This window comes from Dactylosporangium sp. NPDC006015, assembly GCF_040614215.1.
GTDB lineage: Bacteria > Actinomycetota > Actinomycetes > Mycobacteriales > Micromonosporaceae > Dactylosporangium > Dactylosporangium maewongense.
In genome coordinates, this window is sequence record NZ_JBEXUD010000010.1 from 186,166 (window position 1) to 209,699 (window position 23,534).

The window sequence follows — 23,534 nt, forward strand, 5'->3', positions numbered from 1 at the left end:
TGCGGGTCCGCACGGCGAGCGCGACGGCCGATTCCCGCCAGCCTCGAACCCCTTGCGTGGGACAGGATCGGGGCATGTTCACAGTGCACGCGATCGACCCCGCGATCCTGGAATCGGTGCGGGGCAAGGGAATCGACGTCTCCGGCAACCCTGTCGTGGAGCAGGACGCGAGCGGGGGCGAGCCGCTGCGGTGCTGCCTGCGTGACGCGGTGGCGGGGGAGCGGCTGATGCTGTTCGGGTTCGAACCGGTGCTGCCGGCGAGCCCGTACCGGGAGATCGGCGCCGTCTTCGCCCACACGCGGCGGTGCGACGGGCCCGCCGGGACCGGATACCCGGAGGGCTGGCGCGGCCGGTCGCAGGTGCTGCGGGCCTATGACGCGCGCGGATGGATCCATCCCGCGACCCGGGTCCACGACGGCGAGGACCCGGAGGGCGTCATCGCCGACGTGTTGTCGGATGCGGCGGTGGTACGGGTGGACTCCCGCAACGTCGCCTACGGCTGCTTCATGTTCACGGTTACCCGATCTGTTTTGTAGGGAAATCGCCCCGAAACATTGACGGGCGTGCGCACGTCGTGATCTGATCCCGACCCAGAGGATTTTTCACATTCGATGGGATCGAGGAAACCGCCGTGTCCGTGTTCCGTCGTACCGCGCTCGTCGTGGCGGGCGTGCTGGTCTCCGCCGGCGCGGCGGTCGTGCCGGCGCTGCCCGCCGCGGCCGCCCTGCCGACCGCCGCCGTCGCCCTCGGCGACAGCTTCATCAGCGGGGAGGGCGCCGGCAGCTACCAGCCGGTCGTCGACGTCAACGGCGTCGCGCAGCCGTTCCCCGGCTGGTCGGCGCCCAACACCAACGCCTTCTTCTGCCACCGGTCCGCCAACGCGTCGCTCAACCAGGCGGCGCTGCCCGGCATCCAGGCCCGCTTCAACCTGGCGTGCTCCGGCGGGCGTCCGCACGACATCGCCAACCCGTCCGGCGCCCGCGACAAGGGCCGCTCCGTCGCCGCGCAGCTCGACCAGCTCCGGGCCGTCGCGCAGACCCACGACATCGACCTGGTGCTGATCGGGCTCGGCTCCAACAACAGCTCGTTCACGTTCGGCGACGTGGCCGAGAAGTGCGCGAACCGGTTCATCGCCGACGCGTGGACCGGTTGGTGGGAGTTCTGGGCCTACCTGAACGGCCCGGTCGAGCAGGAGCCGTGCACGGCCGCCGACCTGGCGACCGCGGCGCAGGTCCAGGCGGCGACCGCCGAGACGATCGCCGCCGCCCGACAGATCATCGCCACCCTCGACCAGATCGACGCCGACGGGCAGCACCGGGTGGTGTTCCAGGACTACACGAACCCGCTGCCGCTGGACCTCGACCAGACCTACTGGGAGGAGGACGGCCGGCAGGACGACCGGGACAAGTTCCGCGACCTCGGCGCCGAGCGGTACGCCGCCGGCTGCCCGATCCACCGGGCCAGCCTCGCGCCCGGGCACGGCTTCTCGCAGGGCCTCGGCACGATCGTGCGCACGACCCGGGACACCCTCGCCGCCGAGTTCCCCGGCGACGACCTGGTCTACCTCGACGTGCAGCACGCCTTCGACGGCGCGCGGCTCTGCGAGCGGTCCGGCAGCCCCGGCAACGCCCTGGCCACCCCGATCCGCCTGCAGGACGGCGCCTCGGGCGTGTTCGTGACCAGCCTCGCCGGCAAGGACAAGATCGCCATCCAGCGGATCGCGAACACCTGCGTCACGTACTTCCAGACCTGCCAGGAGTCGTGGCACCCCAGCGCCGCCGGCCACGCCGTCCTCGGCAAGTGCCTCACCGGCGCCGCCACGGCCACCGCCCGCACCGTCACCTGCACCCGTAAGCCCGACGGCACGATCGTCACGGCCTGAACCACCGGGCGCCCCTTGCCACCCCGGACGGCAAGGGGCGCCCGGGCTGGTGCTGGTGGTCCGGGCTCAGGGCTCGCGGACCAGGAGCGCGCGGGCGGCGCGGCCCCACGCCGCCTCCACCGGCTCCTCGATCCACAGCCTGAGCCGCGCCGGCACGCCGGTCACGACGAACCCTGTCTCAGCCCCGCCAGCCGTCGGCGACGACCATGATCGAGGCGTTGATGCTGACGACGGCGCCGATGCGGTGTGCCATGGCGGGCGCGCTACCGGCGCAGGGCGCGCTCGTAGCAGACGGACAGGGTGGAGCCCGCGTAGACGCCGAAGAGCGGGATCTCGTGGTAGCCCTCGCGCCGGTAGAAGCGCTGGGCGTCGGGCTGCTCCGTGCCGGTCTCCAGGCGCAGCGTCGTCCAGCCGCGGGCCAGGGCGGCGTCCTCCAGTCCGCGCAGGATCGCGGTCGCGACGCCGGTGCCGCGGGCGTCCGGGACCACGTACATCCGCTTGACCTCGGCGGAGGTCGCGTCGAGGTGCCGCAGCGCCCCGCAGCCGACCGGGCCGCCGCCGGCCGTCGCGACCAGGAACAGGTCGATGTCATCGCCGGACGGCGGGCCGCCCGGCTCGTGGTCGTCGCTGCCGTAGCGGGCGTCGAGCTCGGCCCGCTGCGCGGCGCGCAGGGCGGCCCCGTCCAGGTCGTCCCAGGCCCGCTCCTCGATGATCCAGTCGGTCATGGGTGGTACCGTAACAGTTGTTACGAGACGGATGGAGTGCGACGCGTGCCACACGAGGAGCGGCTGTCGAAGGCGGTCTGGGACGTCCTCGCGGAGCAGGGCCTGGAGCGGCTGACGATCCGCGCCGTGGCCGCCGCCGCGGGCTGCACGACCGGCCTCGTCATGCACCGGTTCCCCAACCGGCGGGCGCTGCTGCGGCACGCCCGGCAGCTGCTGCACGAGACGACCAAGGCCCGCGTCGAGACCCTGGAGGCCACCGCGGCCTCGCCACGGGCCGCGCTGCGCGCGATCCTGCACCAGGGGCTCGCCCTCGACCCGCAGACGGTCGCGGAGAGCACCGTCTGGCTCGGGTTCCTCGCCGCGGCCGTCGCCGACGAGGAGCTCACCGACCTGCACCGGGTCAACAGCCGGGCGTGGCGGACGAGGGTCGGCCGGCTCGTCGAGGCGTGCGGCCCGCCGCAGGACCCGGCCACCGTCACCGTCGCGCTCATCGCCATGGTGGAGGGCGCGGCGGCGTTCGCGGCGGCCGACCCGTCGGCGTATCCGCCGGCCGTACAGGAGGCGATGCTGGACTCCGCGCTCGCCGCCTTCGGCCTGTCGGAGGACCCCGGCGGGCGGCGCTAGCGCGGGCTCTTCCGGCGGATCGTGTACTCCAGGCGCAGGAACGGCAGCCCGAACACCGCGAACGCGTGCACGGCCCGCAGCTCACCGTTCTCGACGTACACGTCGAGCTCCTCGGCGAATCCGCTCACCGCCAGGGTCGTCAGCTCGCGCGTCTCCGCGTCGATGTGGCTCAGGTAGTGCCCGGTCTGCCCGTCGTGCGCGGAGCTGGTGAGGACCAGCCCGTGCTCGCGCTGCCGTGGCGCGAGCGTCGCGGTGAAGTTCGCCTGCGGCAACGGAAACCCGACGCTGACATAGCCGCGGCCCTCATGCCGGTACGTCGTGTAGATGCCGACGTAGATCGGCTCGTCGGTGTCGGCGTAGCTGCGGATCCAGCCGCGGGTCTGCAGGCCGTCGCCGGTGGTGACGGTGTCGATGCGGCTGCGGACCCCGCGCAGCGCCTCCCGCTGGTTCATCGGCACGTTCGCCTGCCCGAGCGGCCGGGCGACGAGGTTGCGGTACAGCAGATACCCGGGCCGCACCCAGGCCCGCCAGCGGGGCACGATGTCGAGCGTGAACCGGGTCGTGTGCTCGTAGAACTCCCGCACGAGCGGCGGCACCGCGCCCGGGTCGAATCCGGGCCCCGCGAGGACGTCGAGGTCGGCGACGATGCCGACGTCCGGCGCCGCCTCCCGGTACGTGCCACCGGTCGCCTCGGCGAGCGCCCGCACGTAACCGGTGCCCACATACCTGGTCCGCGCCTCGAGGGGCACGACGAACGGCAGCCGCTCCGCCGGCACCCGCTCCGCGAGGAGGCTGACCTGCGGATCCCGGAACACCAGCTGCGACACCGTCCGGAACGCCACGACGCTCGCCGCGGCGACCTGCGCCGGCGGCCGGTCGCGCATCGCCGCGCCGACGGCGAGCCCGACCACCGGCCCGAGCGCCACCTTGTGCGGCCTGACCCCCATCGCCCCGGCGACCGCGCCGCTCGCCACGCCCACCGCGAGCGGGCTCGCGCCGGCCTTGCCGGCGGCCCACCCGACCGGTGCCGCGATCGCGCCGCTGGCCGCGACCCGCGACCACACCGCGGGGATCTCGCCCGGCCGCTGCCTGGCCCGCGCGAGCGCGTCGACGCCCGCAAGGGCGCCGGCGCCCAGCACCGCACCCGCGACCGCGCCGCGCGCCCCGCGGTGCGCCCCGAGGGCCGCGCCGGCCAGCGCACCCATCGCCGCGGCGAACCCGATCCCCTGCGCCCGCTTCGCGTCCATGGCGTCTGTTGTACACGCGGGCCGTCCGGCGGCGTCGGCCGGTCGGCGACCGCCGGGGTGTGGTGCAAATTCGTCTGATTTTTGAGAAATACCCACTTTGTCGGACAGGTGCCATAGCGTCCCGCTGGAGTAGATCAATCAAGCGCACCAGGGACCAGGGGCATGATGTCGCCGAGGAATTTCCGATCGCATCGATTGGCGGCGGCATGCGCCGTCGCGTCATTGCTGGCACTGATCGGGCTGTCCGCGCCCGCCTCAGCGGACCCCGGTGGCACCGGACGCAGCCCGGGCGCCGCGGCCCGCGTCGCCGCGCCCGCTGCCGGCGAGCCCAGCGGCAAGCCGGCCGCCAGCCGGTCCGGCAGCGCCAAGGCGGGCGACAAGGCCAGCCCCAAGGCCAGCATCAAGGCCAGCATCAAGGCCAGCGCCAAGACCAACGCCAAGACGGGCGACAAGACGGGCGACAAGACGAACCTCAAGGCCGGCGACAAGGCCGGCAAGAGCGGGGCGGCGGGCAAGGGGCACCCCGGCACGCCGGCCGGCGCCGGCAGCCCGGCCGCGACGGCGCGGTCAGGCTCGGCCGCCACCAGCGCCTCCGCCTACGGCAAGACCATCCGCGGGTTCGCGCGGACGCTCTCGACGCACGCGCGGCCGGCTTCCCCGGCGCTGAAGCCGCCACCGCCGCCGCCCGCGCCCTGGCTCGGCAAGAACACCCTGGCGTCCCCGGGGACGGCGACCGTGGAGGCGACGCCGAGTCCCGGCGGAGTCGGCGATCCGCTGGGCCCGATCATCACCTCGATCGTCGAGACCGCGACGACGTTCGCGGTGGCGTGGACCCCGGTCCCCGGTGCCACGAGCTACCTGGTGAGCGTCAACGGCAACGGCATCTCCCAGTGCACGGTCAGCCCGTGCACGTTCTCCAACCTGATCTTTCCCGGCGTCAACCGGGTGGTCGTGTACGCGTACGTGGGCGGCCAACCCCGGTCCAGCGCCGTCTGGCTGGCTCAGCTGCAGGCCCCGGCCGGCGTGCCGCAGGTGACTTCCTCCCGGACCGGCACGGACATCACGATCACCTACGCACCCGCCGTCGGCGAGACCGGCATCGACGCCTACGAGACGGACGTGACGGTCTCCGGCAGCAACCCGGCGGTGACGGTGCCGTGCACCGTGGCCACCGCCACCACCTGCACCATCGCCGGGCAGGCCGGCACGAGCTACCAGGTCAAGGTCCGGGCCCACAACAGCGTCGGCTGGTCGAGCTACCAGACCATCACCGCCACCGTCCCGCCGGTGCCCCCCGCGCCGACCGCCCAGGCCACGGTCAGCGGCACCACCGTCACGGTCACCTGGGCCGAGCAGCTCGGCGTCACCGGGATCACCGGGCACACCGTCCTGGTCAACCGGACCGACGGCGGGAGCCCGGTCCCCGTGACGTGCAACGCCCCGCTGCCGGCGCCGACGGTCGAGGTCGTTTACCCGGACGGTTGGGTGAGCGGATCGTCGTGCACGTTCACCGGCGTCGTGGGCGCCACGTACTCGGTCGAGGTCCGCAGCTACAACTCCGTCGGCCCGTCGACGGCCGGCACCACCACGGCGGTCCTCGCCAACGCGCCCGCGGCCCCGGCCGTGACGACGTCGGTCTCCGGCAGCTCGATCACCGTCAACTGGACGCCGGGCAACGACGGCGGCGCGCCGATCACCAGCTACGTGGTGACGCTGGTGCCGCAGAGCGCCCCGCTGACACCGACGCTGCCCTGCGCCCCGCCGCTCGGCGCGCCGACGCCGCCGGTCAGCTGCACCGCGACCGGCGTGCCCGGCCAGACGTACGACGTCGCGGTCTCGGCGGTCAACGTCGCCGGCACCTCCACCGCCGGCACCGCCGCCGCCGCGGTCGCCGCGGTGGCCCCGGCCGCTCCGACGGTCACCGCCGGCACGTCCGGCACCACGATCACGGTCAACTGGACCCCGAACGCCACCGGCGGCGCGGCGATCACCGCGTACCAGGCGACGCTCACCCGGCAGGGCATGCCGGCGACGGTGCTGACCTGCACCCCGGCCACGCCGACGAGCACGACCTGCAGCACCACGGGCGCGCCCGGGTCGGTCTACGACGTCGTCGTCACCGCGGCGAACAGCGCCGGCACCTCCCTGGGCGGCACCGCCACGGCGACGGTGGCGGCGGTGGCCCCGTCGGCGCCGACCGTGTCGCCCACGGTCTCCGGCAGCGTCATCACCGTCGCGTGGACGCCGAACTTCAACGGCGGCGCGGCGATCACCAGCTACGTGGTGACGCTCGTGCCGCAGAGCGACCCGACGGCACCGTCGCTGCCCTGCACCCCGCCGGCCGGCGGGCCGACGCCGCCGGTCAGCTGCACCGCGACCGGCACGCCCGGCGAGACCTACGACGTCGCGGTCGTCGCGGTGAACAGCGCCGGCAGCTCCACCGCCGGCACCGGCACCATCACGGCCGCCGCGGTCGCCCCGGCCGCGCCGACGGTGACCGCCGCGTCGTCGGGCACCACGATCACGGTCAACTGGAGCCCGAACGCCACCGGCGGGGCGCCGATCAGCGCGTACCAGGTCACCGTGACCCGGCAGGGCACCCCGGCCACCGTGCTGACCTGCGTGCCCGCGACCCCGACCGGCACGACCTGCAGCGCCACGGGCGTGCCCGGCGCGACCTACGACGTCGCCGTCACGGCGCAGAACAACGCCGGCGTCTCGGTCGGCGGCACCGCGTCGGTGACCCTCGAGGCCGCGGTGCCGGCCGCTCCGGCGGTCAGCGCCTCGGTCGACGGCGGCCTGATCAAGGTGGCCTGGACGCCGGGAGAGACCGGCGGCGCGCCGATCCTGTCCTACACGGTGACGGTGTCCCGCTCCAGCGGCGCCGGCCCGGCCTCGCCGGAGTGCGCCACCGCGTCGCCGCTCGCCACCACCTGCAGTTTCTCCGGCATCCCCGGCGCCGGCTACACCGTCTCGGTGGCCGCGGTCAACGTCAAGGGCGCCTCACCGACCGGCACGGCGTCCGTCACGGCGCCGGCGGTCACCGCCCCGGTCGTGACCGTCGTGCCCGGCGACACCACGATCGACGTGACGTGGACGGTGCCCCAGCCGGCCGGCGCGGTCACCGGGTACACCGTGACGGCGACCCCCGCGACGGGCTCACCGGTCACCGCGACGGTCACCGGCGGCTCGACGACGAGCCACAAGCTGACCGGCGTGACCAACAAGGTCACCTACCAGGTGACGGTGGCCGCGACGGTGGCCGAGGGCGACGCGACGGCCAGCGCCCCGCTCGCGGTCACGCCGGCGGCACCCGTGACGGTGCCGGCGACCGTGCCGCCGACGGCCGTCGACGGCGTCCTCACGTCGAGCGCCGGCACGGCGCTGCCGAGCGCGGGTCAGCCGACGGTCCTGGTCGGCACCGGGTTCGCGCCGCGGACGTGGGTGCAGCTGCTGGTCTTCTCCAGCCCGACCGCGCTGGGCACCGCCCTCACCGACGAGAACGGGTCGTTCAGCAAGCAGGTGACCGTGCCGGCGGGCCTGGCCGGCCAGCACACGTTCGTCTCGATGGGCACCGACCCGTCCGGCACCCTGCGGGTGCTGAAGCTGGCGGTCACCGTCGGCGCCGCCCCGGCGGACGTCTCCACGCCGAGCAGCGGTGGCGGCCTGCCCGTCACCGGCCCGTCGGTCACGCTCCTGACCCTGGCCGCGCTCGCGCTGATCGTGGGCGGTGCCGCGAGCCGGGTCGCGGGCAGCCAGATGCTCGCCGAGCGGCTGCGGTTCCGCCGGCGTCGCTGACCGGAGAAGCTGCCGGCCGGATCCCGTTCTGTGGGGTCCGGCCGGCGGCCTTTTCCCACCGCCGGACCGGCGTCAGTAGCGGGCGGCGTACGTGGTCGGGGGCTCGCCGAACATGGCGGCGAAGTCCCTGCTGAGGTGGGCCTGGTCGGCGTACCCGAGGTCGGCGGCGAGGCCCGCCCAGTCGACCGGGGCGCCGGGCGCGGCGGCCAGGACGTCGGTCACCTCCTGGAGACGGAAGCGGCGCAGCAGCCACTTCGGGCTGACACCGACGTGCTCGGCGAAGAGGCGTTGCAGGTGCCGTACGCCCAGCCCGCACGCGCCGGCCAGATCGTCGACGCGGCGGAGGCCAGGAGTGGCGGCGGCATGGCGTACACATGCGGCGGCCGCGTCACCGGCGGGGTCGGGCGGCGGGAGCGCCCCGGCGAGGAAGGCGTCGACGGTCGCGCTGTCGCCGGGCGGCGCGGCGGGGATGCCGGGGAAGACCTCCGCGGCGGGGACGGTGCGCCCCGTCAGGGAGCTCACGGGCGCGCCGAGGAACCGGCGGAACGCGCCCGGGACGAACGCGACGCCCTGGACGCCGCCGGCGCCGTGCAGCATCCGGGTGAAGCAACGCCGGTGGACGCCGCGGAGCAGAGGCTCGCCGTCGGTGGGGAACGTCAGCTGCACGCTCGGCGTCGGCGGGAGCAGCTGGCGGTAGCCGGGCTGGCCGGTCAGGTCCCAGGTCGCCCACCAGTACCGGGCGACGACCCCCTCCAGGACCGGCGACGGCGACGCGGCGCCGTGCCGCTGGAACGCCGACCACGCACCGCCCAGCTCCCTCGGGTCGCGCACCCCGCAAGGGTAGCCGTCGCGTTTGTCCAAGACCCGCGCCTGCCGCGGCGCCTACCGTTGCGCGGATGGAAGGACACCTGCTCATCGGCCTCGCCACGCCGGTGACCCTGAAGATCGTGGACGGCATCGACTCCCTGGACGCGGCGACGCCGTGTGCCGGGTGGGACGTCCGGGCGCTCGTCAACCACCTGCTGCACTGGGCGCCGCCCCTGACCGGCGCCGCCCGCAAGGAGACCGTCGACCCGGGCCCCGAACAGGACCGCACCGCCGGCGACTGGCGCACCCTGCTGCGCGCCCACCTCGAGTCGCTCGCCGCGGCCTGGACCGCCCCCGCGGCGTGGTCGGGCACCACCCGGATGGGCGGCCCGACGGACCTGCCCGCGGACATGGTCGGCGGCATGGTCCTCGGCGAACTGGTCCTGCACGGCTGGGACCTCGCCCGCGCCACCGGCGTCTACCCGCACTGGGACGATGTCGTTGTGCAGCGGGTGTACGAGGAGGTCGCCCGCACCGCCGACATGGGCCGCCAGATGAACGTGTACGGCGCCGAGGTCCCCGTCCCTTCGGCCGCCCCGCCACTGTCCCGCGCCCTGGGCCTCAGCGGCCGCAACCCGTCCTGGACCCCCTGACCGCCCTGCGACGCCGCGCGATCACCCGCGTGGTGTGTGTGGATGGATTGCGCAACGTCTATCAGGAGCTGACCGGCTGACGGGCTGCGGCACGGGCCCGACAGCAGCTTCCCCGCGGTGCATGAATTGCCCCAGGCCACGGCCCGCTGGATCGCGGAGCGGCGGCTGGAAGGCGCCTGGTCGTGGGGCGCCGGGTCGCGGAGCGGTGTGCGAGGGGCGCCTGGTCCGCGCGGTGGCGGGTCGTGGGCGGCGGGTGGAAGGCGCCTCTGGCCCTGGGGCGGTGCGTTGCGGAGCAGCGGGTGGAAGTCGCGCCCGGTCAAGGGGGCGGCGGGTTGCGGAGCGGTGCGTGAAGGACGCCTTGTCGGCGCAGTGGCGAGTCGTGGGGCGGCGGGTGCAAGGCGCGCCTGGTCTTGGGGTGGCGGGACGCGGCGCGGTGTGTCGAGTGCGCCTGGTCCACGAAGCGGTGGGTCGCGGCGCGGTGCGTGAAGGGCTCCTGGTCCGGGTAGTGGCGGGTCGCGCAGCGGTGTGTGTCGGGTCGCGGTGCGCCGGGCGAAGGCTCGGTCAGGTGGTGTGGAGGGCGCCCGATCCACGCAGTGCCGGGTCGTGGGGCGGCGGCGGAGTGGAAGGCGCACCCAGATCAGGGGAGGCGGGTCGCGGAGCGGTGCGGGAGCCGCTGGCCGCGGGCACGGCGGGCGAAGTGTTCGGCGAGGTGGTGTGGAGGGCGCCTGGTCCGCGCGGTGGCGGGTCGTGGGGCGCCGGGTCGCGGAGCGGTGTGCGAGGGGCGTCTGGTCCACGGAGCGGCGAGTCGTGGGGCGGCGGTGGAAGGCGCGCCTGGTCTTGGAGCGGTGGGTCGCGGCGCGGTGCGTGAAGGACGTCTGGCCCGCGCAGTGGCGGTCGCGGAACGGTGTGGGAGCCGGCCCGCGGGTGCGGCGGGCGAAGGGCTCGGCAAGGTGGTGTGGAGGCACCTGTCCGCGCGGCGGTGGGTCGTGGAGCAGCGGGTCGTGGTGCGGTGCGGGGCGATGGGCCACGGTGTGGCGGGCGGAGGGTTCGGCGAGGTGGTGTGGAGGGCGCCCGGTCCACGCAGTCGGGTCGCGGGTCAGCCGGTGTGGGGTGTCGGGTCACGGTGTGGCGGGCGAAGGGCTTGGCGAGGTGGTGTGGAAGGCACCTGGCCGCGCAGTGGCGGGTCGCGCAGCGGTGTGGGGCGTTGGGGCACGGTGCGGCGGGCGTCCGATTCGCGCAGGGACGGGTCGCGGAGCAGCCGGTGGGGGCGGCGGGTTACGGGGTGGCGGGGGAAGGGCTCGGCGAGGTGGTGTCGGATGCCGAGGGGGATGGGGACGTGGAGGTCGACGGTGAGGTCGACGGCGACGGGGACTCCGAGGGCGACGGGGAGGCGGAGGGCGACGCCGACGGGGAGGCGGACGCGGACGGGCTGGCCGGGGGAGACGTCGAGGGCTTGGCCGACGTCGGCCTGGTCGTCGGTGGGCGGGTCGTCGGCTGGGTCTGCGGAGGTGTCGTCGCCGGGGGCGGTGGGGCGGGGGCCTGGGTCGTGGCGGTGGGGACGGGGCTCGCGCCGGCGGTGGCGGTCTGCAGCTGGCCGGTCGAGGGAGGCGTGCCCTCCGCCTGGGGCTGCCCGATGGCGGCGACCGCGGCGAGCGACACGACCGCGGCGACCGCCGAGCCGACGAGGGCCCGGATCGCCCAGCGCCGGCCGCCGCGGGTGGCGGGCGCGGTGGCGGGTGGCGGCGGTGTGGTGCGGGCCGAGCGCAGGTCGACGAGGGTCACGTCGTTGAGGTGGGCGGTGGAGCGGGACTGCCCGCCGAACGGCAGCCGCGACAGCACGATCCGGGTGTGCGCCGCCGAGCGGGCGCCGAGGTGGGTGGCGGGCCGCACCCAGGGCCGGTGCGCGGCCGGTGGCGTGGCGGACTGGACGGTGGAGGCGTCGCGGCGCAGGCGGACCGGGGGGAACGCGCGGGGCAGTGCCGACAGGCCCCGGACCGAGAACGGCAGGACCGAGAAGGGCAGGCCCGACGACCGGCGGGCCGGTGACAGCGGCGGACCGCCGGCGGCGAGGGTCTCGTCGGCGACAGAGGAGGTGGAGGCGGCGGACATGGTGTACCAGGCGGGCAGGTCGACCCTGGTGCGGGCGATCCGGGCGAAGCCGAGCGCGGCCTCGTCGCTGCTGGGGCGCAGCGCGGGGTCGGGGGCCGTGCACCGCTCGATGAGCACCGCCAGCGCGGCGGCGTCAGAGCCGGAGCCGGACGCGGTGGGGTCGAGGGCGGACGCGAGGAGGGCGCCCAGCGCGTACACGTCGAGGCTCACGTCGTGCGGGTCGTCGCCGCGGCGGTCGGTGAAGCCGAAGACCTTCGCGCCGACGTCGGTGAGGGCGACCTTCGCGGCGGTGAGCGCGCCGTGCGTGACCCACTGGCCGTGGGCGTGGGCGAGGGCGGCGCCGACCTCCGCGCCGGTCTGGGCCGCCTCGAGGGTGGTGAGCGGGCCGTGGCGGAGCCGGTCGGCGATCGTGACGCCGTCGATGAACTCCATGACCACATACGGCACGTCGCCCCGCGACGGCAGGTCGACGGTCCCGACGTCGTAGACGGCGGCGACTCCTGTGTGGGTGAGGCGCGCGGCGGCGTGGCCCTCGGCGAGGAACTCCGCGGCGAGCCCGGCGCGGTCGGCGCGCAGCAGCCGGACCGCGACCTGACGGCGCAGGAGCTCGTCGTGCCCCTCCCAGACCTCGCTGGTGGAGCCCGCACCGATCAGCCGCTCGAGCCGATACCGGCGTTGCAGCATCATCGCGACCGGGGGTTCCTCACTGCTCGCCGGATGGTCAGCTCCAATTATGCCGACCTCACCACGTCAAACGCCCTGATGAGACCGGAACGTTGTCAGATCTGACCCTTCCGGCGCCGGCGTGAGGCGCCGGGCGATGCGGCGGGCGAGGCACCGGCCGAACCGGCGGGCGAAGCGGTGGGTGACGAGCCGGCGGAAGCGGTGGATGCGGCGACGGCCGAAGCGGTGGGCGACGCGGCGAACTGGTCGACCACCGTGCACGCGTCGGCGAGTGGGTCGTGCTCGTCCACCCGGGTCGCGGCCCTGCGTAGCAGCGCCCGGAAGAGCTCCCGCTCCGCCTCGTCGAGCGCGCTGAGCACCCGCGACTCGACGTGCGCGAGCTTGCCCTGCAGCTCACACATCGTGGCCCGGCCCGCGTCGGTGGCCACGATCCGCCGGGCGCGCCGGTCGGCGGGGTCGGGCCGCCGCTCGATGAGGCCGGCCTGCTCCAGGTCGTCCAGCAGGTAGGTCATCACGGTCCGGTCGATGCCGAGCTTGTTGGCGAGGGCGAGCTGCGTGCCCTCGGCGCCGGAGGCGGCGGCCGCGAGGACCTGGTAGCCGCGGGGGCCACCCGGGACGCCGGCGATCACGTGCCCGGCGCCCTTCGCGTAGGCGCGCAGCATGACGCCCAGCGCCCAGCCGAGGTCCGACTGGAGCTCGTCGCGAACCTCCGGCGCCTGCGTCATGCAGCAATGATAAGCAGCTCACTCACTCTTGCGGGAAGATGTTCTGCTGTGCAGACTATCTGTACAGAAGCGCAAGCATTGATGGGGAGCCCGAACATGCATCTGTTCCGTCTCGACGCCAGCATCCGCACCACCGGATCGGTCAGCCGCGCCCTCGCGGACACCGCCGAGCGTGCCTGGCTGGCCGAGCATCCCGGCGCCACCGTGACCCGGCGCGACCTCGGCGCCCACCCGCTGCCGTCCGACGCGTGGAGCTCCCTGGCCCGCGCCGCCGTCGACCCGTCCGCTCCGGCCCCCGCCGACGAGGCCCGCGACCTGGTGGACCGGCTCGCCACGGAGCTGCTGGACGCCGACGCGTTCGTCTTCGCGGTCCCGCTGTACAACTGGAACCTCCCGGCACAGGTCAAGGCCTGGATCGACCTGCTCGTGCTGCACCCGCGCCTCGGCGTGCACGGTGACCAGCCGCTGCTGGGCAAGCCCGCGGTCCTCGCGCTGAGCCGCGGCGGCGGTTACGGGCCGGGCGCACCCAAGGAGGGCTGGGACCACGTCACGCCCTACCTGCGCCGCCTGCTCGGCGAGGTCTTCGGGCTCGACCTGCACATCGCCGAGGCCGAGCTGACCCTCGCCGACGTGACCCCCGCGATGGCGCCGCTGCGTGGGCTGGCCGCCGAGTCGCTGAAGAAGGGGCACGAGCAGGCGGCGGCGCACGGTGTACGGGTGGCCGAGCTGATCAGAGCCTGACGGCGGCTACATCGGGGGCAGGTTGCCCGTGACCTCGATGGCGGTGGCGATCAGCGACTGCAGCCGGGCGGTGAGGGCGAGCAGCAGCTGGTGGGCGGCCGGGCCGGAGTGCGCGGCCGCCTCCCGGAGCGTGTCGAGGTCGACCTGCAGCTGCGACAGCTGGCCGGGCAGGTCACCCTTGCCCGGCACGAGGGCGCCCGCCATGTCGGCGAGGCTGACCCCGTTGGCCTCCAGGGCCCTGATCGCGGCGATCCGGTCGACGCAGTCCGGGTCGTAGAGCCGGAAGTTGCCCGCGGTCCGGTCGGCCGGCGCGATCAGCCCGAGCCCGGTGTAGAAGTCCACCGTGCGGGTGGACACGCCGGCTTGGTGTGCGAGCTCCCCGATCCGCAGCAGTCTGGACATCAGCCAACCCTACAGTGTTGCGTGTTAGTCTCCGCGAATGGTCTTCAAGAGCCTGAAGCGCGCGCTCGGTGTCGGTGGCCCGACGGTCGACACCGTCCTGGACGGTCCGGACGTGCAGCCCGGCGGGTACGTGCAGGGTCAGGTCCGGTTCGCCGGTGGAGACCACGAGGTCGAGGTCGAGCGGATCGTCGTCGCGCTGCAGACTCGCGTCGAGGTCGAGGGCGCCGACAGTGAGTACGACGCGACGGTCGAGTTCCAGCGCCAGCAGCTCACCGGTGGGTTCCGGCTCGGCCCGGGGCAGCAGCACGCGGTGCCGTTCCAGCTGCCGATCCCCTGGGAGACGCCGATCACGCACATGTACGGGCAGCGCCTGCACGGCATGACCATGGGCGTGCGCACCGAGCTCGAGGTCGCCAGGGCCATCGACAAGGGTGACCTCGACGCGATCAACGTGCACCCGCTGCCGGTGCAGGGCGCCATCCTGGACGCGTTCGGGCAGCTCGGTTTCCGGTTCAAGGCCGCCGACCTGGAGCGCGGGCACATCCACGGCGTGCACCAGACGCTGCCGTTCTACCAGGAGATCGAGTTCTACGCCGCGCACCAGTACGCGAGCCGCATCAACGAGGTCGAGGTCACGTTCGTGACCGACCCGCACGGCACGCAGGTCATCATCGAGTTCGACAAGCGCGGCGGGATCTTCACGGAGGGCACCGACTCGATCAGCCGGTTCCAGGTCGGGCACGCGCAGGCCGGGGCGGTCAACTGGCCCGCCGAGGTCAACAACTGGATCCAGCAGGCGACGCAGCGACGGGGCTGGCATTTCTGAAGCAAGCCACCGACCGGTACCGTTAGCGGCACGTCAAAACTGACCGTCGGACACGGGAGGCCCGGGGATGCGTGAGCTCGTCGTCGTTGGTGTGCGGGCGCAGACCTGGCAGAGCCGTCCGATGGTGCTGCTCAAGGACGAGCAGACCGGCCGCCACCTGCAGTTCGTGGTCGAGGGCGGCCCGCGGGACATGGTCGAGCCGGTCAGCGCCGAGCTGTTCCAGCGGGCGCTGACCGCGCTGCGCGCCCCGCTGCGGGCGATCGAGGTCGTCGCGGCCACGGGCCCGTTCCAGCTGGTGCTCGGCGACGGCATCCGCGTGCCGGCCGCTCCCCTGGAGGCGATCGGCCTGGCCCGCCACTGGCGGGTGCCGATCGTGGCCAGCGAGGAGCTGCTCGCCCAGGCGTCCGTCGACGCCCCCGAGGGCGCCACGCAGCCGCTCGACCTGACCGCCCACATGGAGAAGCTGCCGTCGGGCCGCGCGACCCTGCTGATCCGCAAGGGCGCCGAGGCGGGCGCCGAGTTCGCCCTCGACGGCGAGATCGTCCGCTGCGGCCGCGACGCCGCCAACCAGATCGTCCTGGACGACAACACGGTCTCCCGCAAGCACGTCGAGTTTCACCGCAACCCGAGCGGCTTCGGCTATTCGACGCTCGACCTGGGCAGCCTCAACGGCACGTATGTCAACGGCGAGCGCGTCAAGAGCGCCACGCTGAAGGACGGCGACGAGGTCCAGGTCGGCAAGTTCACGCTGTCCTACCAGCTGCGCTGACCCGGACCCGGTCCGCGACCCCCGCCGCGACCCGCCCGCCTCACCAGGCGGACGGGTTGTAGTCCTTCAGGAAGCAGCCGTAGAGGTCCTCGCCCTGCTCGCCGCGCACGATCGGGTCGTACACGCGAGCGGCGCCGTCGGTGAGGTCGAGCGGGGCGTGGAAGCCCTCCTCGTGCAGGCGCATCTTCGTCGGGTGCGGACGCTCGTCGGTGATCCAGCCGGTGTCCACCGCGGTCATCAGGATGCCCTCGGTCAGCATCTCCTCCGCGCTGGTGCGGGTCAGCATGTTGAGCGCGGCCTTCGCCATGTTGGTGTGCGGGTGGCCGGGCCCCTTGTAGCGGCGGCTGAACTGGCCCTCCATGGCGGACACGTTCACCACGTACTTGCGGCGGGCCGGCGCCGCGGCCATGACCGGGCGCAGCCGGCTGACGAGGATGAACGGCGCCGTCACGTTGCACAGCTGCACCTCGAGCAGCTCGAGGGGGTCGACCTCGTGCACCCGCTGGGTCCAGCTGTTGATCGAGGCGAGGTCCGGCACGAGCCCGCCGGCGTCGATCGCGGTCAGCGCGGCGACCTTCTCCGCGGTGGTGTTGCGGCTCGTCAGGGCCAGGGCCGTGAGCGCGTCCGGCGGGATGAGCGGCGACGAGCCGGCTTCCAGGGTCAGCTCCGCGTGCGGGTCGGCCTTGTGGAACGTCAGCAGCTCCGGCATCGGGCCGTCCAGCTCGACCGGCGTGGACTCCGCCGCGACGAGGTGGGAGTAGGAGCCGGGCGCCCGCTTCACGGTCTGCGCGGCGTTGTTGATGAGGATGTCCAGCGGGCCCTGCGCGGCGACGTCGTCGGCGAGCGCGACGACCTGGGCCGGGTCGCGCAGGTCGATGCCGATGATCCGCAGCCGGTGCAGCCAGTCGGCGCTGTCGGGCATCGCCGCGAAGCGGCGCACCGCGTCGTTCGGGAACCGGGTCGTGATCGTCGTGTGGGCGCCGTCGCGCAGCAGGCGCAGCGCGATGTACATGCCGATCTTCGCCCGGCCGCCGGTCAGCAGCGCCCGCCGGCCGGTGAGGTCGGTGCGGGCGTCGCGGCGCTGCCGGTTGAGGCGCGCGCAGTCCGGGCAGAGCTGGTGGTAGAACGCGTCGACGTCGACATACCGGTTCTTGCAGGTGTAGCAGGACCTCGGCCGCAGCAGCCGGCCCGCGGTCGCGCCGATGGTCGGTGAGACCAGGGCGATGCCCTGCGTCTCGTCGTCGATGCGGCCGGGCGCACCGGTCGCGGTGGCGGACGTCACGATGCGGTCGTTCTCGGTGATGGCCGCGCGGCGGTCGCTGCGCCGCTGGCGTTTGACGCTCTTGTACAGGTGTGACGTCGCCCTGCGCACCCGCACCACGTCAGGGTGGTCCGGTGGGAGCTCGTCGAGCTCCTCGAAGACGGCGAGGCAGATCGCGAGCCGGTCGGGGTCGATCCCGGGCCCGAACGGCACGCCCTCGCTGTCGACCGGGACGCCCACAGGGGCGTCGGCGGCACGGCGGGGCATGGTGTCCTTCGGAGCGTCGGCGGGGGAGTGGCCGGCCCTCGGAGCAGGGGCGGAGACGAGAGTGGGGTCGTGCGGGGTCACCCCGGAACTGTACGCGAAACGTCGAACGGGTCCGGGTGGCGCCATTGCCGCCCCGGACCCGCCGCTGCCGCGACGTCCCCCGTCCCCCGTTGATTTCAACCGGTGGCCGTCGCGCTGCTTTCGACACTAGTCAGTAAACCCGATTTTCCGGTTATTTCGGACAAATCAGGGGGTCTCCGCCCGAACGTGTTCGGCGGGTGCCGGGTCGCCGCCCGTGCGGAGGTTTCTGGCCAGGGGCACCAGCAGCGGCGCGGCGAGCGCGATGACCAGCGGCGACAGGAGGAACCCGATCCGCGGCCCGGTCGTCGCGTCCAGGATCGCGCCGTCCACGGCGGCGCCCGCCGCGGCGCCGACCGAGAACGCCGTCGCCACCCACGCGAACGCCTCCGCCGCCGTGCCAGCCGGCGCGATCCGGTCGACGGTGACGAACGTCGCGGCCAGGAACGGCGGCAGGAACAGCCCCGAGAGGACCGCGAGGAGCAGCAGCAGGACCGGCTGGGACGGGGTGAGCAGCAGCGGCGCATACCCGAGGCCGAGACACAGGGCGAGCAGCGGCAGCCGCCGCCCGTCGACCTTCACCCGGGTGTTGACGAGCCCGCCGATGAGCGCACCGGTCGCCTGCGCCGCCAGGATCCAGCTCGACCAGCCACGGCCGCCGACCGACTCCGCGTAGTCGATCACCGCGACGGGGAGGCTGCCGACACCCGTACCGACGAGGACCACCGCGACGAGCAGCAGCCTCAGCCGGCCCGAGCGCAACGCCCCGGCCCAGTGCCGCTCCGCGTGCTCACCGCGCCACCCGCGCACCACGGGCGTCGTGACGAACCACACGGTCCCGGCCAACTGCAGGCCCGCGGTCACGTACAGGCCCGTGACGGGACCGCCGGCCGCGACGGACGCGCCGGCGACCAGCGGACCGAAGATGAAGATGAGCTCCTGCACCGCGATGTCCAGGGTGTACGCGGTGGGCACCTGCTCCTCCGGCAGCAGCGACCGCCACAGCACCCGCAGGCCCGCCTCGAACGGCGGCGCGCCCAGGCCCGCCAGGAGCACCGCGAACAGTGCCGCCCACAGCGGCACGCCCGACGCGAGGAGCACGAACCCGGCGGTCGACACGGCCGCGCCGGCCAGCATCACCGGCGGCTGCCTGAACCGGTCGGCGACGCGGGCGAGGACCGGCCCGCCGACCGCGACCCCCGCCGTGTAGACGCCGACGAGCGCGCCGGCCGCGCCGATCGACAGCGTCTCGCGGGCGAACAGCAGCAGCGCGACGGGTGCGGCACCGAGCGGCAGCCGGCCCAGCAAGCTCGCGGCAAGGACCCTGGCGACCTGAGCGGTCCGCAGCACGACGGTGAGCATGCCAGCGATCATGCGCGCCCGGCGTGACCCGGGTCGAGCTGGGTATCGCGGTGTGACGCTCACGACGGAGGCTTGTATGGCACCCCACATCGTGGTGGTCGGCGGCGGGTTCGCGGGGTTCCATGCGGCCCGGCGGCTGACCCGGCTGACCCGCGGGCGGGCGCGGATCACGCTGCTCAACCCGACTGACTACTTCCTGTACCTGCCGCTGCTGCCGGAGGTGGCGGCCGGCGTCCTGGAGCCCCGCCGGGTGGCGGTGTCGCTGCCCGCCGCCCTGCCGGGGGTGCGGTTCGTGCTCGGCAACGCCACGCACGTCGACCCGCACCGGCGCACGGTCCGCTTCGAGGACGGCGCCGCGCGGACCCGGCAGCTCACGTACGACCGGCTGGTCATCACGGTCGGGAGCGTCAACAAGCTCCTGCCGATCCCCGGCGTTGCCGAGCACGCGCACGGCTTCCGCGGCATCCCGGAGGCGCTGTACCTGCGCGACCACCTGATCCGGCAGGTCGAGCTCGCCGCGTCCGCCGACGACCCGGCGGAGTGCGCGGCCAGGCTGACGTTCGTCGTGGTCGGCGCCGGCTACACCGGCACCGAGGTCGCCGCGCACTGCCGGCTCGCCGTCGCCGACATCGTCAGCCACCAGCCGTCCCTCGCCGGCGTGCCGGTGCGCTGGCTGCTGCTGGACACCGCGCCGCGGGTGCTGCCGGAGCTGTCGCCGCGCCTCTCCCGCACCGCGGACCGGGTGCTGCGCGCCCGCGGCGTCGAGGTGCTGACCGGCGCGTCCGTCGCCGCCGCCGAGTCGGACCGGGTCCGGCTCACCGACGGGCGGGTCGTGCCGACCCGCACCCTCATCTGGTGCGTGGGGGTGCGGCCGGACCCGCTCGTCGAGGACCTCGGGCTACGCACCGAGCAGGGGCGGCTCGTCGTCGACGAGTACCTGACGGTGCCCGGGTTCCCGGACGTGTTCGCCTGCGGGGACGCCGCCGCCGTGCCCGACCTGACCCGGCCCGGCCGGCTGACCCCGATGACCGCGCAGCACGCCGTCCGCCAGGGCGCGCTCGCCGCGCGCAACGTGGTCGCCTCCTTCGGGATCGGGAAACGGCGCCGGTACAAGCACCACGACCTCGGCTTCCTGGTCGACCTCGGCGGCCCGGACGCCGCGGCGAACCCGCTGCGGGTCCCGCTGTCCGGCCTGCCCGCCAAGGCCGTCACCCGCGCCTACCATCTGCTGTCCCTGCCGGCGAACCGCGCGCGGGTCGCCGCCGACTGGCTCGTCGCCTCGCACCCGCCCGCCGTCGGCCTCGGCCTCGCCTCCCCCGTCTCGCTTAACGACGCCATAAATACGCGTTAGGCGGGATTTGCAAATCGCAGAAGGGCTCGTTAAGCGCACCTCCGATACGTTTTTCCGCACCTGCTCGACAAAGGTGTGGAAGGAAAATTGGCGATGCGTAGATCCGTGCTGTATCCGCTGGTCGCACTGGGTGCGACGGCCGGCACTCTGTGGTTCGGCTCGCCCGCTTCGGCGCACGGATACGTATCCTCACCGCCGAGCCGGCAGGCGCTGTGCGCGCAGAAGAAGGTCGCCGACTGCGGTCCCATCCAGTACGAGCCGCAGAGCGTCGAAGGCCCGAAGGGGCAGAAGAACTGCAACGCCGGCAAGCCCGAGTTCGCGGTGCTCAACGACAACAGCCGCAACTGGCCCGCCACGCAGGTCGGCACCTCGGTCACCTTCAACTGGGTCCTGACCGCCCGGCACTCCACCAGCACGTGGGACTACTTCATCGGCAACACCCGCATCGCGCAGTTCAACGACGGCGGCAAGCAGCCGAACGCGACCGTGTCGCACCAGGTGAGCCTCGCCGGGTACTCGGGCCGGCAGACGGTCCTCGCGGTGTGGAACATCGCCGACACGGTGAACGCGTTCTACAACTGCGTCGACCTGCAGATCGGCTCCGGCGGCGGCTCCACCCCCACGGCGACTCCCAAACCGACCGCCACCGCCACCTCTTCTCCGAAACCCACCGCGTCCGCCTCCCCGAAGCCGACCGCTTCGAAGCCGCCCACCACCACGCCCGCCCCCGGCGGGGCCGCCTGGGCCGCCGACGTCACCTACCACGTCGGTGACGTCGTCACGTACGACGGCCGCAAGTACCAGTGCCGCCAGGCCCACACCGCGATCTACAGCTGGGAGCCGATCTACACGCTCGCGCTCTGGCTGCCGGTGTGACCGCCGTGACGCGTTTCCGCACCGCCGTCGCGCTGCTGGTCGGCGCCGCGCTCCTGCTCACCGGCTGCAAGGACGTCGACCAGCCCGCCGGCGGCCCGCAGCGGGGTGCCGCGGCCGCGCCGCAGGGCGTCGCCGCCGTCGCCGAAGGCCCGCACAACGCCTACGACGTGCTGTTCCTGCAGATGATGATCGGCCACCAGCGGCAGGGCCTGGAGATGCTGAAGCTCGGCAAGGCCAAGGGCGTCCGCGAGGACGTCGTCAACCTCGCCGGCGCCATCGACGTCGTCGAGGCCGAGGAGGTCGACCGCATGAAGGGCTGGCTCACCGGCTGGAACGAGCAGGCCACCGGCAGCGACGACCACAGCAGCCACGCCGCGCACGGCGGCCAGCCCGCCACCGGCGAGGCGGAGATCAAGGCCCTGCGGGACGCGTCCGGCGCCGACTTCGAGACCAAGTTCCTCAACCTGCTGATCGCCCACCAGCACAACGCGGTCGAGATGGCGCAGCAGCTGAAGGCGAACGGCCAGAACAGCACCGTCAAGCAGTTCGCGGAGCGTATCGAGCTGTCCCGCACGCAGCAGATCAGCCAGATGCTGGCGCTCGTCAGCGGCTGACATGTTCCAAGAGGCCGGACGGGGGGAATCACTCCCTCGTCCGGCCTTCCTGTCTGCGTGAGGTGAGCGAGATGTCTTCCGAGGCCATGAGCCGCTGCCCCGTCTGCGGCGCGCGCGTCCACGTCAACGCCGGCTCCCCGACCCCGGCCCACCAGCCCGACGGCGTCACCGGCGCCGCGAGCCAGTGCGACGGGACCGGCCAGCCCTCCCGTTGATCTGCCCGGGTGACCCGCCCTCCGCAGGCTTTTCACCCGTTTTGTGGCGCTGTCGTCGCCGGTACCGGCGGCACGATCATCGACATGTTGCACCTCGACCCTGACAGCGTCCTTGTCACCACCGCCGCGGAACTCCAGACGCGCCACCTCGAACGCGACCCGGACGACCCGGCCCGCTGCGGCGCCTGCGGCGCCCTCCTGCCCTGTCCCGTCGAGGCCGCCGCGGCGCTCGTCTGCCGCGCCGGCGGCCTCTGGCTCGAGGGCGACACCCTCGTCGACGCCCTGGAACCCCCCACCCAGCTCCTCGCCATCCTTCCCGCGCCCGTCTGAACGCTCGAAGCGCCACGGCCGGGCGCCGTGACGCGGGTGGTTGTCGAGGGGGCGTAGGGTGGCTGACGATGTTCGCGCTGCGCACCAGGCTCGCCGGTGTCGTCGCGCTGGTGGCGCTCGGCGCCGCCGGCTGCGGCGGCGACCCCGCCCCCTCGACCGCCCCGCCGACCCCGGCCGCGTCGGAGTCACCCGGCCGCCAGGTGGGATCCGGTCCGTCGTCCTCGCAGGCAGCAGCGCCGAGCGCCGGCTCCACCGCGGGCGCCGCCGCCGGGCAGCCGGTCAAGCACGCGTTCCCGGTGCAGGGCAAGGCCTCCTACGCGCGGACCCACCACGACTACCCGGCCAGCGACATCATGGCCGCCTGCGGCCTCACCGCCGTCTCCCCGGTCGACGGCACGGTCCTGGAGGTCACCCGCACCGACACCTACCAGGCGAAGGTCAACGACGGCGCCACCCGCGGCGGCCTCTCCGTCAACATCCTCGGCGGCGACGGCATCCGCTACTACATGTCCCACTTCTCCACGATCGACCAGGGCATCGAGGCCGGCACCCCGGTCAAGGCCGGCCAGCCGGTGGCCAAGGTCGGCCGCACCGGCGACGCCAGCGCCTGCCACATCCACTTCGGCATCTCCCCGGCCTGCCAGAAGACCACCGACTGGTGGACCCGCCGCGGCGCGATCTGGCCTTGGTCCTACCTCGACGCCTGGAAAGCCGGCACCGAGAAGTCCCCGGTAGCCGACGTTGAGCAGTGGCAGCAACAACACGGCTGCCCCACCAAACCCCTGGTCAACCCGTAGCCCCGGCCCGTCGCCCTCCCCACCACCGGCCCCTGGCCGCACCGACTGCCTGACGGCGCCACCGTCCGGCGGGAGACGGCCAGCATCCACGGGAGCGGCGAAGGCCCCCCGCGCGACCAGGCGACGCGGGGAGCGCGCGGTGTGGGTGTGCGGGCGGCACGGCCAGGCGGTGCGGGGAGCGAGCGAGAGCGGGCCGAGCGGCCAGACGACACAGGCAGCCCGCACGGCCACGGGCCGGACGTGCGACGCGGCAGGCAGCATGGCGCCGGGGCCGGACGTGCGGCGCGGTCGGGCGTGTGGCGCGGTCGGGCGTGTGGCGCGGTCGGGCGTGTGGCGCGGTCGGGCGTGCGGTGTGGCCGGGCGTGTGGCGCGGTCGGGCGCGTGGTGTGGA

Annotated in this window: 22 protein-coding genes; 14 read left to right on the top strand and 8 right to left on the bottom strand. The window is 74.0% G+C overall.

Annotation, left to right across the window (positions count from 1 at the left end):
• Positions 1 to 74 precede the first annotated feature (74 nt).
• Together ABZ321_RS20155 and ABZ321_RS20160 are read left to right on the top strand one after the other, a co-directional pair.
• Positions 75 to 536: a DUF1203 domain-containing protein gene (locus ABZ321_RS20155; protein ID WP_344502619.1), complete on the top strand. Its 462-nt coding sequence runs from the start codon at positions 75 to 77 to the stop codon at positions 534 to 536.
• A 95-nt stretch (positions 537 to 631) separates the two neighbouring features.
• Positions 632 to 1,882, top strand: a complete 1,251-nt coding sequence (locus ABZ321_RS20160; RefSeq protein WP_344502618.1) for a hypothetical protein — start codon at positions 632 to 634, stop codon at positions 1,880 to 1,882.
• 263 nt (positions 1,883 to 2,145) lie between these two features.
• On the opposite strand, the gene ABZ321_RS20165 is transcribed toward ABZ321_RS20160, so the two are convergent.
• Positions 2,146 to 2,607 (bottom strand): GNAT family N-acetyltransferase, encoded by a 462-nt coding sequence (locus tag ABZ321_RS20165; RefSeq protein WP_354893182.1) that lies wholly within the window; start codon positions 2,605 to 2,607, stop codon positions 2,146 to 2,148.
• 45 nt (positions 2,608 to 2,652) lie between these two features.
• On the opposite strand from ABZ321_RS20165, the gene ABZ321_RS20170 reads away from it, so the two are divergent.
• Positions 2,653 to 3,231 carry a TetR/AcrR family transcriptional regulator gene (locus ABZ321_RS20170; RefSeq protein WP_354893185.1) on the top strand — a complete coding sequence of 193 codons (579 nt, stop codon included), beginning with the start codon at positions 2,653 to 2,655 and terminating at the stop codon, positions 3,229 to 3,231.
• Here the strand turns inward: ABZ321_RS20170 and ABZ321_RS20175 are convergent.
• Complete coding sequence (locus tag ABZ321_RS20175; protein ID WP_354893188.1) at positions 3,228 to 4,478, bottom strand: hypothetical protein; 1,251 nt, start codon at positions 4,476 to 4,478, stop codon at positions 3,228 to 3,230. The two genes, ABZ321_RS20170 and ABZ321_RS20175, sit on opposite strands and share 4 nt — an antisense overlap.
• Before the next feature lie 222 nt (positions 4,479 to 4,700).
• Here ABZ321_RS20175 and ABZ321_RS20180 point away from each other — a divergent pair, with 222 nt between their 5' ends.
• Entirely contained in the window at positions 4,701 to 8,276 is a 3,576-nt protein-coding gene (locus tag ABZ321_RS20180) for a fibronectin type III domain-containing protein (protein ID WP_354893190.1), read from the top strand.
• A gap of 72 nt (positions 8,277 to 8,348) precedes the next feature.
• On the opposite strand, the gene ABZ321_RS20185 is transcribed toward ABZ321_RS20180, so the two are convergent.
• Positions 8,349 to 9,107 (bottom strand): helix-turn-helix domain-containing protein, encoded by a 759-nt coding sequence (locus tag ABZ321_RS20185; protein ID WP_354893193.1) that lies wholly within the window; start codon positions 9,105 to 9,107, stop codon positions 8,349 to 8,351.
• Positions 9,108 to 9,172: 65 nt separating this feature from the next.
• Here ABZ321_RS20185 and ABZ321_RS20190 point away from each other — a divergent pair, with 65 nt between their 5' ends.
• The gene (locus ABZ321_RS20190; RefSeq protein WP_354893196.1) at positions 9,173 to 9,736 is read left to right on the top strand and encodes a TIGR03086 family metal-binding protein; all 564 of its coding nucleotides are present in this window, start codon (positions 9,173 to 9,175) and stop codon (positions 9,734 to 9,736) included.
• Positions 9,737 to 11,011: 1,275 nt separating this feature from the next.
• Here the strand turns inward: ABZ321_RS20190 and ABZ321_RS20195 are convergent.
• Together ABZ321_RS20195 and ABZ321_RS20200 are read right to left on the bottom strand one after the other, a co-directional pair.
• Positions 11,012 to 12,532, bottom strand: a complete 1,521-nt coding sequence (locus tag ABZ321_RS20195) for a hypothetical protein (RefSeq protein ID WP_354893199.1) — start codon at positions 12,530 to 12,532, stop codon at positions 11,012 to 11,014.
• A gap of 92 nt (positions 12,533 to 12,624) precedes the next feature.
• Positions 12,625 to 13,254: a MarR family winged helix-turn-helix transcriptional regulator gene (locus ABZ321_RS20200; protein WP_344502608.1), complete on the bottom strand. Its 630-nt coding sequence runs from the start codon at positions 13,252 to 13,254 to the stop codon at positions 12,625 to 12,627.
• A 96-nt stretch (positions 13,255 to 13,350) separates the two neighbouring features.
• Here ABZ321_RS20200 and ABZ321_RS20205 point away from each other — a divergent pair, with 96 nt between their 5' ends.
• Positions 13,351 to 13,995, top strand: coding sequence for an NAD(P)H-dependent oxidoreductase (locus tag ABZ321_RS20205; RefSeq protein ID WP_354893203.1), 645 nt, complete (start codon positions 13,351 to 13,353; stop codon positions 13,993 to 13,995).
• Positions 13,996 to 14,001: 6 nt separating this feature from the next.
• On the opposite strand, the gene ABZ321_RS20210 is transcribed toward ABZ321_RS20205, so the two are convergent.
• On the bottom strand, positions 14,002 to 14,397 hold the full coding sequence (locus ABZ321_RS20210) for a MerR family transcriptional regulator (RefSeq protein ID WP_344502605.1): 396 nt from the start codon (positions 14,395 to 14,397) through the stop codon (positions 14,002 to 14,004).
• A 37-nt stretch (positions 14,398 to 14,434) separates the two neighbouring features.
• Between ABZ321_RS20210 and ABZ321_RS20215 the strand changes: the two genes are divergently transcribed.
• Positions 14,435 to 15,223, top strand: a complete 789-nt coding sequence (locus ABZ321_RS20215) for a sporulation protein (protein WP_344502604.1) — start codon at positions 14,435 to 14,437, stop codon at positions 15,221 to 15,223.
• A gap of 67 nt (positions 15,224 to 15,290) precedes the next feature.
• Positions 15,291 to 15,992, top strand: a complete 702-nt coding sequence (locus ABZ321_RS20220; protein WP_344502603.1) for an FHA domain-containing protein — start codon at positions 15,291 to 15,293, stop codon at positions 15,990 to 15,992.
• A gap of 40 nt (positions 15,993 to 16,032) precedes the next feature.
• Here the strand turns inward: ABZ321_RS20220 and ABZ321_RS20225 are convergent, their stop codons facing one another.
• Both ABZ321_RS20225 and ABZ321_RS20230 read right to left on the bottom strand, forming a co-directional pair.
• Complete coding sequence (locus ABZ321_RS20225; RefSeq protein WP_354893208.1) at positions 16,033 to 17,601, bottom strand: SDR family NAD(P)-dependent oxidoreductase; 1,569 nt, start codon at positions 17,599 to 17,601, stop codon at positions 16,033 to 16,035.
• A 165-nt stretch (positions 17,602 to 17,766) separates the two neighbouring features.
• Positions 17,767 to 18,960, bottom strand: coding sequence for an MFS transporter (locus tag ABZ321_RS20230; protein WP_344502601.1), 1,194 nt, complete (start codon positions 18,958 to 18,960; stop codon positions 17,767 to 17,769).
• Positions 18,961 to 19,036: 76 nt separating this feature from the next.
• On the opposite strand from ABZ321_RS20230, the gene ABZ321_RS20235 reads away from it, so the two are divergent.
• The 6 genes from ABZ321_RS20235 to ABZ321_RS20260 all read left to right on the top strand — a co-directional run bounded on the left by ABZ321_RS20235 (position 19,037) and on the right by ABZ321_RS20260 (position 23,143).
• Positions 19,037 to 20,311, top strand: a complete 1,275-nt coding sequence (locus ABZ321_RS20235; protein WP_344502600.1) for an NAD(P)/FAD-dependent oxidoreductase — start codon at positions 19,037 to 19,039, stop codon at positions 20,309 to 20,311.
• Between the two features lie 87 nt (positions 20,312 to 20,398).
• Positions 20,399 to 21,187 (top strand): lytic polysaccharide monooxygenase, encoded by a 789-nt coding sequence (locus ABZ321_RS20240; RefSeq protein WP_354893212.1) that lies wholly within the window; start codon positions 20,399 to 20,401, stop codon positions 21,185 to 21,187.
• 5 nt (positions 21,188 to 21,192) lie between these two features.
• A complete protein-coding gene (locus tag ABZ321_RS20245) occupies positions 21,193 to 21,801 on the top strand; it encodes a DUF305 domain-containing protein (protein WP_344502598.1) in 609 nt (202 codons plus the stop codon).
• Positions 21,802 to 21,872: 71 nt separating this feature from the next.
• Entirely contained in the window at positions 21,873 to 22,016 is a 144-nt protein-coding gene (locus ABZ321_RS20250; RefSeq protein WP_344502597.1) for a hypothetical protein, read from the top strand.
• An 84-nt stretch (positions 22,017 to 22,100) separates the two neighbouring features.
• Positions 22,101 to 22,346, top strand: coding sequence for a hypothetical protein (locus ABZ321_RS20255; RefSeq protein ID WP_344502596.1), 246 nt, complete (start codon positions 22,101 to 22,103; stop codon positions 22,344 to 22,346).
• A gap of 68 nt (positions 22,347 to 22,414) precedes the next feature.
• The gene (locus ABZ321_RS20260) at positions 22,415 to 23,143 is read left to right on the top strand and encodes a M23 family metallopeptidase (protein ID WP_344502595.1); all 729 of its coding nucleotides are present in this window, start codon (positions 22,415 to 22,417) and stop codon (positions 23,141 to 23,143) included.
• The last annotated feature ends 391 nt before the right edge of the window (positions 23,144 to 23,534 follow it).

Bases quoted from the DNA above. Each gene is read 5' to 3' on its own strand.
- ABZ321_RS20155 (WP_344502619.1), top strand. From the start codon at position 75: ATGTTCACAGTGCACGCGATCGACCCCGCGATCCTGGAATCGGTGCGG.
- ABZ321_RS20165 (WP_354893182.1), bottom strand. From the start codon at position 2,607: ATGACCGACTGGATCATCGAGGAGCGGGCCTGGGACGACCTGGACGGG.
- ABZ321_RS20175 (WP_354893188.1), bottom strand. From the start codon at position 4,478: ATGGACGCGAAGCGGGCGCAGGGGATCGGGTTCGCCGCGGCGATGGGT.
- ABZ321_RS20190 (WP_354893196.1), top strand. From the start codon at position 9,173: ATGGAAGGACACCTGCTCATCGGCCTCGCCACGCCGGTGACCCTGAAG.
- ABZ321_RS20195 (WP_354893199.1), bottom strand. From the start codon at position 12,532: ATGATGCTGCAACGCCGGTATCGGCTCGAGCGGCTGATCGGTGCGGGC.
- ABZ321_RS20200 (WP_344502608.1), bottom strand. From the start codon at position 13,254: ATGACGCAGGCGCCGGAGGTTCGCGACGAGCTCCAGTCGGACCTCGGC.
- ABZ321_RS20205 (WP_354893203.1), top strand. From the start codon at position 13,351: ATGCATCTGTTCCGTCTCGACGCCAGCATCCGCACCACCGGATCGGTC.
- ABZ321_RS20210 (WP_344502605.1), bottom strand. From the start codon at position 14,397: ATGTCCAGACTGCTGCGGATCGGGGAGCTCGCACACCAAGCCGGCGTG.
- ABZ321_RS20215 (WP_344502604.1), top strand. From the start codon at position 14,435: ATGGTCTTCAAGAGCCTGAAGCGCGCGCTCGGTGTCGGTGGCCCGACG.
- ABZ321_RS20220 (WP_344502603.1), top strand. From the start codon at position 15,291: ATGCGTGAGCTCGTCGTCGTTGGTGTGCGGGCGCAGACCTGGCAGAGC.
- ABZ321_RS20230 (WP_344502601.1), bottom strand. From the start codon at position 18,960: ATGCTCACCGTCGTGCTGCGGACCGCTCAGGTCGCCAGGGTCCTTGCC.
- ABZ321_RS20235 (WP_344502600.1), top strand. From the start codon at position 19,037: ATGGCACCCCACATCGTGGTGGTCGGCGGCGGGTTCGCGGGGTTCCAT.
- ABZ321_RS20250 (WP_344502597.1), top strand. From the start codon at position 21,873: ATGTCTTCCGAGGCCATGAGCCGCTGCCCCGTCTGCGGCGCGCGCGTC.
- ABZ321_RS20255 (WP_344502596.1), top strand. From the start codon at position 22,101: ATGTTGCACCTCGACCCTGACAGCGTCCTTGTCACCACCGCCGCGGAA.
- ABZ321_RS20260 (WP_344502595.1), top strand. From the start codon at position 22,415: ATGTTCGCGCTGCGCACCAGGCTCGCCGGTGTCGTCGCGCTGGTGGCG.